This window comes from Thalassospira alkalitolerans, from assembly GCF_002115745.1.
Classification (GTDB): Bacteria; Pseudomonadota; Alphaproteobacteria; order Rhodospirillales; family Thalassospiraceae; genus Thalassospira; species Thalassospira alkalitolerans.
Genome location: NZ_JFKB01000005.1, coordinates 134,909 through 147,890, shown reverse-complemented (window position 1 = coordinate 147,890; position 12,982 = coordinate 134,909). Strand labels below are relative to the sequence as shown.

General features: G+C 54.0%; 10 protein-coding genes. 3 read left to right on the top strand and 7 right to left on the bottom strand.

Annotated elements, in window-relative coordinates:
- Nucleotides 1–22: 22 nt before the first annotated feature.
- The 3 genes from TALK_RS08900 to TALK_RS08890 all read right to left on the bottom strand — a co-directional run bounded on the left by TALK_RS08900 (nucleotide 23) and on the right by TALK_RS08890 (nucleotide 4,148).
- Nucleotides 23–1,327, bottom strand: a complete 1,305-nt coding sequence (locus TALK_RS08900) for a homoserine dehydrogenase (RefSeq protein WP_085617982.1) — start codon at nucleotides 1,325–1,327, stop codon at nucleotides 23–25.
- 125 nt (nucleotides 1,328–1,452) lie between these two features.
- Entirely contained in the window at nucleotides 1,453–2,694 is a 1,242-nt protein-coding gene (locus TALK_RS08895; protein ID WP_085617980.1) for an LL-diaminopimelate aminotransferase, read from the bottom strand.
- A 137-nt stretch (nucleotides 2,695–2,831) separates the two neighbouring features.
- Nucleotides 2,832–4,148: an OmpA family protein gene (locus tag TALK_RS08890; protein ID WP_245829789.1), complete on the bottom strand. Its 1,317-nt coding sequence runs from the start codon at nucleotides 4,146–4,148 to the stop codon at nucleotides 2,832–2,834.
- 333 nt (nucleotides 4,149–4,481) lie between these two features.
- Here TALK_RS08890 and TALK_RS08885 point away from each other — a divergent pair, with 333 nt between their 5' ends.
- Together TALK_RS08885 and TALK_RS08880 are read left to right on the top strand one after the other, a co-directional pair.
- Nucleotides 4,482–6,284: a PHA/PHB synthase family protein gene (locus TALK_RS08885; protein ID WP_085617976.1), complete on the top strand. Its 1,803-nt coding sequence runs from the start codon at nucleotides 4,482–4,484 to the stop codon at nucleotides 6,282–6,284.
- 89 nt (nucleotides 6,285–6,373) lie between these two features.
- Nucleotides 6,374–7,249 carry an NAD(P)-dependent oxidoreductase gene (locus tag TALK_RS08880; RefSeq protein WP_085617974.1) on the top strand — a complete coding sequence of 292 codons (876 nt, stop codon included), beginning with the start codon at nucleotides 6,374–6,376 and terminating at the stop codon, nucleotides 7,247–7,249.
- Nucleotides 7,250–7,251: 2 nt separating this feature from the next.
- Here TALK_RS08880 and TALK_RS08875 read toward each other — a convergent pair whose 3' ends face one another.
- The 4 genes from TALK_RS08875 to TALK_RS08860 form a co-directional block, all read right to left on the bottom strand.
- Nucleotides 7,252–8,478 (bottom strand): cytochrome-c peroxidase, encoded by a 1,227-nt coding sequence (locus TALK_RS08875; RefSeq protein WP_245829816.1) that lies wholly within the window; start codon nucleotides 8,476–8,478, stop codon nucleotides 7,252–7,254.
- Between the two features lie 242 nt (nucleotides 8,479–8,720).
- Entirely contained in the window at nucleotides 8,721–9,623 is a 903-nt protein-coding gene (locus TALK_RS08870; protein WP_085617972.1) for a DMT family transporter, read from the bottom strand.
- A gap of 138 nt (nucleotides 9,624–9,761) precedes the next feature.
- Nucleotides 9,762–10,295 carry a gamma carbonic anhydrase family protein gene (locus tag TALK_RS08865; protein ID WP_085617970.1) on the bottom strand — a complete coding sequence of 178 codons (534 nt, stop codon included), beginning with the start codon at nucleotides 10,293–10,295 and terminating at the stop codon, nucleotides 9,762–9,764.
- A 227-nt stretch (nucleotides 10,296–10,522) separates the two neighbouring features.
- Nucleotides 10,523–11,422, bottom strand: coding sequence for a DMT family transporter (locus TALK_RS08860; RefSeq protein WP_085617968.1), 900 nt, complete (start codon nucleotides 11,420–11,422; stop codon nucleotides 10,523–10,525).
- A gap of 108 nt (nucleotides 11,423–11,530) precedes the next feature.
- Here TALK_RS08860 and TALK_RS08855 point away from each other — a divergent pair, with 108 nt between their 5' ends.
- Entirely contained in the window at nucleotides 11,531–12,937 is a 1,407-nt protein-coding gene (locus TALK_RS08855) for an aminotransferase-like domain-containing protein (RefSeq protein WP_425444022.1), read from the top strand.
- Nucleotides 12,938–12,982 lie beyond the last annotated feature (45 nt).

Here is a 12,982-nt window from a genome sequence, read left to right as displayed (position 1 = left end):
CATATGTCTTTTTTTTGTTTTGTTACGATGCGAAGTTCTCGATCCGCATCAAGACAGGTGGCTGCGAATTGCTTTCAAACGCCGAAATATCGGCAAGCGCCCCGGACATACCGGCTTCGCTGGTTTCGTGGGTGACAAACACCACCGGCACAACACCACCGACAGTTTCGGCCCGGCCATGCTGGATCATTGATGCCATCGACACCCCGTGCTTGGCAAGGGTCGCTGTGACCTCGGCCATGACACCCGGGCGATCCCACACCATCAGGCGCAGGTAATAAGGTCCGACATGCTTCTCAAGCGGGGCACGTACATTAGTCTTAAGACGATCCGCCGGAACACCAAACACCGGTGCGGTACGGCCAGCGGCAATATCAACAATATCGGCAACCACCGCCGACGCAGTCGGGCGTTCCCCGGCACCGCGTCCCTGCAAGATCACCGGACCGACATAATCACCTTCAAGGGCGACAGCGTTAAACACGCCTTCGACCTTGGAAATCTGAGTGGCGCGGTCCACCATGACCGGCGAAACGCGCTGTTCGATGCCCTCGGCCGTCTGTTTGGCAATGCCCAACAATTTAATCCGATAGCCAAGTTCTTCGGCCAGTTGAATATCAAGCGCCGAAACACTGCGGATGCCTTCAACCGCGACCGCATCAAAATCAACCTCGGTGCCAAAGGCAAGGCTGGCAAGGATCGCCAACTTGTGCGCGGCATCGATCCCGTCGACATCAAAGGTCGGATCAGCTTCGGCATAGCCAAGCTTTTGCGCCTCGTTCAGGACATCGGCGAAATCACGCCCCTGTTCACGCATTGTGGTCAGGATATAGTTGCACGTTCCGTTTAAAATACCGGTTACGCGCGATATGGCGTTGCCAGCAAGCCCTTCACGCAGCGCCTTGACCACCGGAATACCCCCGGCGACAGCGGCTTCATAGGCAATGGTGACATTATTTTGATCGGCGATCTGGGCAAGTTCCAAACCTTTAAGGGCAATCAGCGCCTTATTCGCTGTTACGACATGCTTGCCGTGTTCCAGCGCGATCTTGCAAACATCATAGGCAATGCCGTCCGATCCGCCGATCAGTTCGACAACAATGTCAACATTGTCATCTGCTGCCAGATCACGTGCGTCTTCGTGCCAGATAAGTCCTTCGGTCGAGAATCCACGATCACGAGTTCGGTCACGCGACGATACCGCTGTGACAACAATCTGGCGACCGGAACGGTCCGTCAGAATGTCGCGATGTTCGCTCAGCAGTTTAACGGTTCCGGCACCGACCGTACCCAGGCCAGCCACACCGATTTTGACGACGTCTTTCACGTGAACTCCTAAAGCCGTAAGTGGACCCTGTGTTTACATTTCGATGGCCTTAATACCATCCAATGCGCACACAAAACTTCGCCCGAGACATGTCCCAGGCGAAACAATAACTGCTTTATCGAATATCACGCCGATTTCTTCAACAGTTCACGTGCAGATTCTGCATCAGGACATTTTTGAAAGAACGATTTGATATTACGATTGGCCTGCCGGATGCGGTGTTTGTTTTCCACCAGCGCAATCCGAACATGGCGATCACCATACTCGCCAAAGCCAAGACCCGGTGCCACGGCAACCCCGGCTTCCTGCAAAAGAAGCTTGGAAAAATCAAGCGACCCCAGTTCTTCGAAGGCCTTGGGAATCGGCGCCCAGGCAAACATCGTTGCCGCCGGACTTGGAATGTCCCACCCGGCACCTTGCATACCTTCGATAAAGATATCGCGGCGGTCGCGGTACAGATTGCGGAATTCTTCAATACAATCCTGCGGGCCGTTAAGGGCCGCGGTTGCCGCCACCTGAACTGGGGTAAACGCGCCATAATCCAAATAGGATTTAATCCGCGTCAGTGCGTTGATCAGTTTTTTGTTGCCCGTCGCAAAGCCAATCCGCCAGCCCGCCATCGAATAGGTTTTCGACAGGGAATAGAATTCAACAGCAATATCCTTGGCTCCTTCGACCTGAAGGATCGAAGGCGGCGGATTGCCATCAAAATAGATTTCGGAATAGGCAATATCAGACAGGATATAGATTTCCTGTGCCCGACAAAAATCGACAACTTCCTTATAGAAATCCAGATCGACCACAAGCGACGTCGGATTGGACGGGAAGTTCAGCACCACAGCACTTGGTTTGGGTACCGAATGTTTCACCGCACGGTGCAACTGTTCCATAAAACTTTTGGCATTGAATTCACCCTGTTCGTCATAGCCCATCGGGATATGGCGTAATGCCGCCCCGGCAATGATGAAACCAAAGGCATGGATCGGATAAGATGGGTTAGGCACCAGAATGATATCACCCGGGCTGGTGATTGCCGCCGCAAGATTGGCCAAACCTTCCTTGGAGCCCAGCGTCACAACGGTTTCGGTTTCGGGATCGATATCCACCCCAAAACGACGTCCGTAATAGGCCGACAACGCCTTGCGCAGGCCGGGAATGCCGCGCGACATCGAATACCCATGCGTACGCGGGTTCTGAACCGTCTCGACCAGTTTGTCGACGATATGCTGTGGGGTGGCCGGGTCCGGATTGCCCATGCCGAAATCAATAATGTCCTCTCCCGCTCGCCGCGCCGCCGCTTTCATCGCATTTACTTCTGCAAATACGTATGGCGGAAGGCGTTTTATGCGGTGGAATTCCTGGGACATTATCCTACATCCTCGTCACGTCACCGATTTTCGAATTTTCTGCGAAAATCGGATCGTCGAATTGATAAAAATTGCGCGCCACACGACAAAATGCGGGTGGCGCGCCGTACAATTCGAAGGATGTACCTTTTTTAGGATCAATAATCCATAAAGATTTCAACACGGCGGTTTCCGGCTTCACCGGCAGGAATGCCTTCGTAATAGCGCGGATCAGCCGATCCATCGGCGCCAACAAAGATCGCATCAGGGTTAACACCGAGTGCGACAAGCTCGGACACCACCGCTGATGCGCGGCGTTCGGAAACCTGACGATTGATCGCCATGTGTTCTTCAAGGGTCATATTGGCCGTACGCATCGACGCGTGACCAATAATCCGCAAGATACCACCGGTCTGACGCCATGTCTGTGCTACCTGGCTCAGAACATTGTTATCAGATGACACAAGGTTCGAAGAACCGTGCCCAAACTGGATCTGGGCAACCTGAACGCCATTCACACTTGGCCCCAGAACATCAACCGACCGCACACCAAGGCGCGAAGCCAAGACTTCATTGGCCGTTTCGCCATTGGGCATGGCCGAATCCGACAGATAGGCATTGCGGCCACCGCCAAGCTGGCTTTCATCGACAATTACCGACCCATTATCGGAATAGACCGAATAATCGAAATCGCCACCCTGTCCATTCGGCGCAGAACTGCGCGCCGGTTCACCGGCAAAGACGCCCTGCCCTTCGGCCAGCCGACGATTATACTGATCCATCACCGGATCACCCGACGACGGGGTTACCGGTGCTGTTACCGGTGCAGATGCCACCGCATCGGCAGCAGAAGTAGCCTCAGCGACACTTTCTGCGGCCCCGGCCTTGGCCATTTCATTAAGAACTTCCGGCTTTGCGGGCGCGGATTGCGGGGTTGGAACCGGGCCGGATGCAGGGGCCTTGGCACTCCATTCATCCGCAATCTTTGATCCCGACTGTGCTGACGTCACCGCGCGCGTGGTTGCGGCCGTGGTTGCCGTGGTTGTTGCAGCAGTCACCGCCGCCTTTGGTTCGGCCATGGCGGAACTTGTAACCGGCGTTGTCGGTGCCGGACTGATCGTCGGCTGATCCGGCGTTACGACGGGTGCGGGCTGAAGCGCATTAACCGGCGATGAGCTTTGACGGCGGCCCGACTGGGTATATTGCGCATTGGCACGATCCGCAGCAAGACCGGCAACCAGTGCATCCCGTTCCGCATCGCCTGTCACAACCGGCTTGGCCGGTGTATCGGATAGATGCGGATAATCTTCATTTTCGCCGGGAATCGCTTCGTCGGATTTCGCCGTTGTTTCATCCTCACCGTCGAAAACATCCCCAATCGATTTTCCCCACTCGACGGGATTGATTGCATCGGGAACCGAAGAACAGGCGCCCAGCATCAACACAACAGCAAGTGCCGATCCGGTATGCAGCATCGGCCGCAACTTGTTTTTCGCTGACCTATGCTCCGACCACCGCCACACCGTCGATTTCAGAACGCCCATTTGATTTCGCTGCTCCAAACTAAGTTATGTGTAACGCTGCCGCCAAAAACTGCGACAAATCCGTCACCTTATAATTCTTGTATTACCCCTCATCAGCGAGCTAGGCTAAGGCCATGATAAGCTTGGGATCAAGCAGAGTTTCAACCCAGCGCGCCGTTTCGAGGCTTCGGATCATAAAACGGGAAAATAATTGCGATATTGCAAAGATCAAATTTCCTCTTTTATGTTTCGATATATCGCGGCCGTATCATAAGGGAATGCGCCATGACCAATCAACAGGCCAAAGAAACCGAAATTCGCCTTCCTGATCCCGAAGAACTGTCATCTTCCATGGCAGTAATAGCTGAAAGGAGTCAACGACTTGTCGCTGATTTCCTTGCCAAACAGGCTGAAGACCCCGAAATTTCGGACCCGGACCCGTTAAATATCGGTTCGGCTTTCGTCGAACTGACCAGCCATATGATGAAAAACCCGGCCAAACTGGTCGAGGCACAAATGGATTTGTGGCAGCAATATTATTTGCTTTGGCACAACACAACGATGCGCATGATGGGTCAAGACTCCGATCCGGTGGCCTTGCCACAAAAAGGGGATCGCCGTTTCCGCGACGAAGCATGGGAAGATAACGAACTTTTCGGGTTCATCAAGCAATCCTATCTGTTGTCGTCGCAATGGATGCAAAATGTTGTCCAAGATGTTGACGGTCTGGACGAAAAAACCGCGCAGAAAGTCGAATTTTACACCCGTCAGTTCGCTGATGCGATTTCACCGACCAACTTCATGATGACCAATCCCGAAGTCCTGCGCGCCACCATCGAAAGTGGCGGGGAAAACCTGCTTAAAGGCTTGCAAAACCTGCTAAGCGACCTTGAACGTGGCAAAGGTAAATTGCAAATCCGGATGACCGATCTGGATGCTTTCAAGATTGGCGAAAATGTTGCAACTACCGAAGGATCGGTGATCGGCAGAACGCCGTTGATGGAATTGCTGCAATACAAGCCCACAACCGACAAGGTTGCCAAACGCCCGTTGATGATCATACCGCCATGGATCAACAAATATTACATCCTTGATCTACGACCGGAAAATTCCTTTATTAAATGGGCCGTTGATCAGGGACATACCGTTTTTGTCCTGTCCTGGGTCAACCCGGACAGCAAACTGGCCGAAGAAAGCTTTGAAGATTATGCCCGTGACGGCATTCTGGCCGCGCTTGATCTGATCGAACAGGCAACTGGCGAAACCGAAATCAACGCGATCGGCTATTGCCTTGGCGGGACGCTTTTGGCTTCGACACTGGCCTATATGGCCAAAAAAGGCGACGAACGGATCAAATCGGCGACTTTCTTTACCACCCTGACCGATTTCGAAAAATCCGGTGAATTATCGGTCTTTGTCGATGACAAACAGATCGAAAGCATTGAAAATCGCATGGCAAAAGACGGCTATCTTGATGGCCGCGACATGGCGATGTCGTTTAATATGCTGCGCGCCAATGACCTGATCTGGTCCTTTGTGGTCAACAATTACATGCTGGGCAAGGACCCCTTCCCGTTCGATCTTTTGTATTGGAACTCCGACTCGACCCGTATGCCCAAAGCGATGCACAGCTTCTATCTGCGCAACATGTATAATAAGAACCTGCTGCGTGAACCGGGTGGCATCACCGTGCTTGGTGAAAAAATCGATCTGCGTGATATCAAGATTCCGGTCTATTTCCTGTCTACCCGCGAAGACCATATTGCGCCCTGGCAGGCAACCTATGCCGGAACCCAATTGATGTCAGGTCAGGTCAAATTCGTCCTGTCAGCATCGGGGCATATTGCCGGTGTGGTCAACCCACCCGCCGCCAACAAATATTGCCATTGGACTTATAACCGCAATCCGGCCAACCCCGATGACTGGCTTGCCAAGGCAACCCAACACGAAGGATCATGGTGGACCGATTGGCAAAACTGGATCAGTCGCCGTTCCGGCGGTCAAATCGAAGCTCGCAATCCCGGCGATGGCAAGCTTAAGGTGCTTGGCGCGGCACCGGGGGAATATGTTAAGGTACAGCTTTCCTAGGCAGCATTTCCTTAGATGCCCTTCGCATCTAATATAATCCGGCCCGTCCGCGATGACGGGCCGTTTCTTTACCTCTAGGGGATAGACCCATGACACAGAAAATCGGTTTCCTTGGCGCTGGACGCATGGCATCGGCGATGATTTCGCGCCTGCTGGAAAAGGGTTATCAAGTCAGGGTCTGGAACCGCAGCGCGGACAAAGTCGCCCCCCTGGCGGCAAAGGGTGCCATTGCTTGCGTTACCCCGGCGGATGCCGCAACCGGTGTCGACGTCGTCATATCGTTTATGGCCGATGACACGGCGGCCGAAACCGTCTGGCTGGGCAACAGTGGCGCAGTTTCCACCATGGAGCCGGGCACTGTTGCGATTGAATGTTCAACATTATCGCATGGCTTCGTTCTGGAACTGTCGGCCAAGATCAATGCCAATGGTTGCCCCTATATCGATGCACCGGTCACCGCTATCCCGGCACAAGTCGCCGCCGGTGAAACCATGTTTCTGATCGGCGCGGATAACGCTGTTTTAGATCGTGTTCGCCCGATCATGGACGCGGTTGCCAACCGAATTATCCATTTTGGCCCAATCGGATCAGGCACGGTCTATAAACTGATGAACAACCTTTTAGGGGCGGTCCATATCGCCGCCGCCGCAGAATTGGTGGCTGTGGCCCAAAAGGCAGGCCTTGATGGCAAACTGGTTGCCGAAGCCTTTACCAACGGGGCCGTCGCCAGCAGGGTCGGCGTTATGACGATCCCGGGCATGATCAGCGGCAACCACAAGGAAGGCGTCCATTTCACCACCGCCTTGCGCGCCAAGGATGCCGGTTATGCCATGTGGCTGGCCGACGAGTTGGGCCTTGATCTTCCGGTCGGGCGATCTGCCACCGAAATGTTTGATCGCGCCATCGAAGCCGGGTTGGGTGATCTGGGACAAAGTGCCGTGCTTGAAACGATCCGCGGCAAGTAACGCTATTTTTTCTTTGCGGCCGCCGCGGCTTCTTCCTGTTCTGCCAAAAGCGGCTCATAGCGCGCATCGGTCAGCGTTTTCAAAAACGCCACCAGCGCATTGATCCGCTTGGTATCAAGCGCGTCGCCTTGTTCCAGTTCTTTGACGGAAATGGTATCGGCAACTTCGGGGTCACCCCAAGGCTGTTTGGTTTCCGGATTGATCTGGGCGGATTTCGCACGGCTGTTGTATTTGTTGTAAAACTTGATCACGGTGCGCAAATCGGCAAACACGCCGTTATGCATATATGGCCCGGTGACCGCGACATTGCGAAGGCCCGGCGTTTTGTATTTGCCTTTATGGGCCACCTCATCAATCGCCGGATTATCAAGCAACCCATTGTCAGTAAATGCCGGGTCCTTGCCATGGCGGGATCGAATAGCAACGTTCCGGGGCACCCCGATATTGTGATATTCGTAATTGGTGAATGTTTCACCCGGTGCCGTCGGCGACGTTTTCAACTGGTGACAGGTATTGCAATTGGTGAATTGCTGCGAAAAGAAAAGCACCCGGCCAAGTTCTTCCTGCGGCGTCATCTTGTACTCGCCGCGCAGGAATCGGTCATATTTCGAGCTAAACGGGGAAAATTGGTCGGTACGCTCAAAGGCTGCAATCGCATCCGTCATCGCACCATAAGCCCGATCCGCATCCCCCCAGACATCGCGACCAAATAACGCCTCAAAACTTGCAATATAGTCGTCATTTTCCCGCAAACGCGCAACAACCGTGGCTTTATCAGGCATGCCCATTTCAACCGGGTTTAACGGTGGGCCACCGGCCTGTTCAGCCAAATCCTTTGCCCGACCATCCCAGAACTGGCCACCAACCGGTGTGCCGTCTTCCTTGAAATGGAAATCAGGCGCAAATTTCGCATAGGCTGCCATTGGCGCATTGCGATCACCAAGCGACACCCCGTCATCGCCAAGCGAAAACGCCCCGCCGGCAATTTCACCGCGCGGATCGCGAAACGCGGTCGTCGGTTCGTGGCAACTGGCACAGGCCTGTGTGCGATTCTTTGACAAATTGGTATCGAAATAAAGCGCCTCGCCAAGGGCAGCCTTGTCAGCAAAGGCTGGCGTGTTGCCTGCGATCTCAACCGGGCCAACCTTGTCGGCGTCATGGGCAACCCGGATCAGGAAATCTTGCTTCTTTTCGGCCGCAAATGCAGCCCCCCCGCTGCCAGTTGCCACCAGCAATAAAGTGGTCCCTAGCAAGCGGCCCAAGCGGGAAATCCCAGCACAGCGAAATTTGACCGGAAGCATAACGGGAAGCATGGCAGAAAACGGCAAGATGGGCATATTCGATTTCCGGTATTCACAACGGATCGCATGATCGCGACCAATAATCATTTACAGACCCTGACTGCACCCTGCTTTGATAAAGGTCAATGGGGTTGGCCCAATATTTCCGGGCCACAGGTCCAAATTCCCAGTCAGATCGCAACTTTCGACCGACGTCGGCCTATCATTGGCATCAACTGCACGCCAATAATCGCCGCAAGAATAACCCCGCAACCGGCATATTCAGCCGGTGCCAGCCGTTCGCCCAAAAACATCGCCCCGGCGATGGCGGCAAAGACCGCCTCAGCACTCATGATGATCGCGGCATCGCTGGATTCGGTATAATTCTGTGCCACCGCCTGCAGGGTAAAGGCGATCCCCGCCGACATAATCCCGGCATACAGAATTTCAAACCCGGCATTATAGATATCGATAAAGCTGAATGTTTCAAGCATCCCGCCCATCGCCATACCAAACAGGCCGGTGATAAAGAACTGAACCGTGGCAACAAGCGCCGGCGCATTGGTGCGCGTGACCATCACACCGATCATCACCACCTGTAGCCCCCAGAACAACGCACTGCCCATCACCCAGAAATCACCCGATCCAAGCGCCGACAAATTACCGCCGCTCAGCAAATATGTGCCCCAGACGCACATCACCCCGCCCGGCCAAACCGACCAATGCGGCTTGGACCGAAACGCGATAAACGCCAGAACCGGGACCAACGGCACATAAAACGCCGTCAGGAATGCCGCATTGGTCACCGTCGTGCCCATAATCCCGATTTGTTGCAGGATACTGGCCAGATACATCGAAATACCGGTTACAATCAGGCCCAGCTTGTCAATCCCCAACAATATCCGGCCTTCGCGTTTCATTTTGCGCAATTCACGCAGCGCAAAGGGCAACACAGCAAGGGTCCCCAACAGGAAACGCACGCCCGTAAAATATTGCGGGCCGATATTTTCCATGCTGGTTTGCTGGACAACAAAAGTCGTCCCCAAAATCAGGGCGACAAAGACGATAACGGCATTCGCCTGCCAACGCGTCATATTCCCGGTTCCGTTTCCTGATGCCGGGCGTGGTGGCGCGCGGCTTGTTTTTTATTTTGAAATTCCAGTTTCTGAAACGCTTGCTAACGCAGGGCACACATCCTGGCAAGCGTATCCTATATCCTTCGGCCCCTGACCCTAATCCTGTTTCAGGTCTTCGGGGATGGTGACCCGGTATTCCTGTGCCAGATCGGCATATCGGTCTGCCGATACCTTGAAAAATTCGATTTCTTCCGGGCGAAGGTCCCGCACCTTGCGCGCCGGAACACCGGCCCAAAGTTCGCCTGCCGGAATACGTTTCCCCGGTGCCAAAAGCGCGCCTGCGCCCAACATGGCACCCTGCTCAATCACGCAACCATCCATCACCGTCGCACTCATGCCGACAAAGCTTCTGTTTTCAAGTGTGCAGGCATGGATTACGGCCGAATGGCCGATGGTCACATCATCACCGATATAGGTCCCGAACTTGCCCTTGGCGACATGTACCATGGTCAAATCCTGAATATTGGTGCGCGATCCAATGCGAATTTCATGCACATCGCCGCGAATGATACAGCCAAACCAGATCCCGGTTTCCGCCCCGATTTCCACATCACCAATGATTGTGGCATTCGGTGCGATAAACGCTGTGTCGTCAATGATGGGGCGCACCCCGCGATAGGTCAGCAACATGTTCTGGCAATCTTTCTAAACGGGATCAAATTTCAATAGTCATCAAACACACACCGGCTGACGGTCCGACACGCCTTGATTTGACAGTTTAAATTCTAACATGTGCAATTGAAAACCCCGTTCTCTTTTAAATATGAGCATAAAATCATCCCATATCTTTTTGCCGCCAGTCCCGTCGTATTTTGCACGCATCTGTTTATCCCTGCCATGAATGTTAATCCCGTGATCTAACGCGCAAAATGTTTGGCCCCGGCGACACAGGCGACCACACCAAGAGTTACCGCAATCATCGCCCCGCTTACCGGCTCGGCCAATAATGCCGATGCCAGCATCAATCCCAGAAAGGGTTGCAACAATTGCAATTGGCCAACGGCTGCAATGCCACCGCGTGCTAGCCCGCGATACCAAAAGAAAAACCCGATCAACATGCTAAACAGCGAAACATAGCCAAGCCCGAGCCAGGCATTGACGCCGATATTATCAAAGGATGTTGGCCAGACCGCAAAACACAATCCCGCCATCGGGATCAATGAAATGACAAGCGCCCAGGAAATCACCTGCCAGCCCCCCAGACGGCGCGATAACCGCCCGCCTTCGGCGTACCCCAGACCGCACACGATAATCGCGCCCAACATCAAAAGATCGCCGCGAACTGCACCGCTATTGCCACTGCCGCCCGATGCGGCAAATCCAACTACCAGCGCACTGCCAAGTATGGAAAACAGCCAAAACACGGCACGCGGCCGGTCACCACCGCGCAACACACCAAAGATCGCCGTCGAAAGCGGCAACAACCCGATATAGACAACCGATCTGGCCGACGTGATATGTTCCAGTGCAAGGGCGGTTAACAGCGGAAAACCAACCACAACACCACCCGCCACCACCAACAGCGAAACCCATTCCGAACCTTCGGGCCGCGATGGATATGATTTGCGAGATGACTGCGCCACCAAAAGCAAGACCATCGCAATCGCCCCGGCAATCGTTGCACGTGCAACTGTCAGGAAAGCCGGATCAAAATCCATCACGGCAATCCGTGTTGCGGGCAAGGACCCGCTGAAAATCACGATCCCGATCAATCCGCTGATCCATCCACCATTTGCCCGTGCGATTGCAATTGCCATTCCAGCCTCCTTGTAATTGAAGCGCCATCTATGACTTGCCTGCACCACGCCATCCAGACACAATACAGTACAATTAAAACAAACTGTATTGGATACAGGGGCATTACAGTGACAATTGATATTGCGACCCAAACGCCGGAAACCCACACATTTATCGACCATGTCATGGCAACGATCCGGGCACGGATTGCCGCCAGATCCCTGCTTCCGGGGGACAGGCTGCCGTCCATTCGTGGCGGTGCCCGTCAGTTCGGCGTCTCAAACTCCACCATGGTCGAAGCCTATGACCGATTGGTCGCCGATGGCACCATATCATCGCGCCGCGGATCGGGATTTTTTGTTTCCGGGCATACGGCACCGCTGTCGATTGCCCAAATCGGGCCAAAACTGGATCGGGCAATTGATCCGTTCTGGGTGTCTCGCCAATCACTTGATGCGCGCCCGGAAATGCTCAAACCCGGTTGTGGCTGGCTGCCGCCTGACTGGATGCCCACCGCCGCCATCCGGCGTGCGCTGCGCAACATATCACGCAGCAAGGATACGATCTTGACCGATTATGCGCCGCCGCTTGGCCTGATGGCGTTGCGGCAACTTTTATCACGCCGAATGGCCGGTTATGGCATCGAAGCCGGACCGGACCAGATCGTCCTGACGGATTCAGGGACCCAGGCGATTGATCTTTTGTGCCGGTTCCTGATCAAACCGGGTGACACCGTATTGATTGACGATCCGTGCTATTTCAATTTTCAGGCGCTGCTGCGCGCGCATCGGGCCAATATCATTGGCGTGCCCTTTACCCCCATTGGCCCTGATGTGGATGCGTTTGCAAGGCTTGCCGCAATCCATAACCCCCGGCTTTACATCACCAATTCCGGCCTGCACAATCCAACGGGCACGTCGCTTTCACCCATGGTGGCACACAGGATTTTAAAAACAGTCGAAGAAAACGATTTGATCGTGATCGAAGACGACATCTTTGCCGATTTCGAAACCAGCCCGTCGCCACGCTATGCCGCCCTTGGCGGGTTTGATCGCATTATTCATATCGGCAGTTTTTCCAAAACGCTGTCGGCCTCGGTCCGATGCGGCTATATCGCAACACGTCCTGACTGGATTGATGGCATTGCCGATCTTAAAATCGCAACCGGATTTTCCGGGGCTAACCTATCGGCTGAACTTGTTTTATCAGTCCTGAAAGACGGCACCTATCGCCGCCACATGGAAAACTTGCATGCACGGCTTTCACGCGCGATGGACGTGACACAGACCCGCCTCAAATCCTTGGGCATTACGCCGGTGATCACACCCGATGCCGGAATTTTTCTGTGGTGTCGTTTGCCCGATGGGATTGATGCGGCCATTGTTGCACGCAATGCGCTGGTCGATGGTGTGGTTCTGGCACCCGGCAATGTGTTCAGCATCTCGCAATCAGCGAACAACCTGATGCGTTTTAATGTTGCCCAATGCGCTGACGACCACGTTTTTGATATTCTTGCTCGCGCTATGCAGACCTAAAAAGCTCAAAAAAAGGGCGCATCCGGTTTGGATACGCCCCTTTGG

Bases quoted from the DNA above. Each gene is read 5' to 3' on its own strand.
- TALK_RS08860 (WP_085617968.1), bottom strand. From the start codon at position 11,422: ATGGCAATTGCAATCGCACGGGCAAATGGTGGATGGATCAGCGGATTG.
- TALK_RS08890 (WP_245829789.1), bottom strand. From the start codon at position 4,148: ATGCTGCATACCGGATCGGCACTTGCTGTTGTGTTGATGCTGGGCGCC.
- TALK_RS08895 (WP_085617980.1), bottom strand. From the start codon at position 2,694: ATGTCCCAGGAATTCCACCGCATAAAACGCCTTCCGCCATACGTATTT.
- TALK_RS08885 (WP_085617976.1), top strand. From the start codon at position 4,482: ATGACCAATCAACAGGCCAAAGAAACCGAAATTCGCCTTCCTGATCCC.
- TALK_RS08870 (WP_085617972.1), bottom strand. From the start codon at position 9,623: ATGACGCGTTGGCAGGCGAATGCCGTTATCGTCTTTGTCGCCCTGATT.
- TALK_RS08865 (WP_085617970.1), bottom strand. From the start codon at position 10,295: ATGTTGCTGACCTATCGCGGGGTGCGCCCCATCATTGACGACACAGCG.
- TALK_RS08880 (WP_085617974.1), top strand. From the start codon at position 6,374: ATGACACAGAAAATCGGTTTCCTTGGCGCTGGACGCATGGCATCGGCG.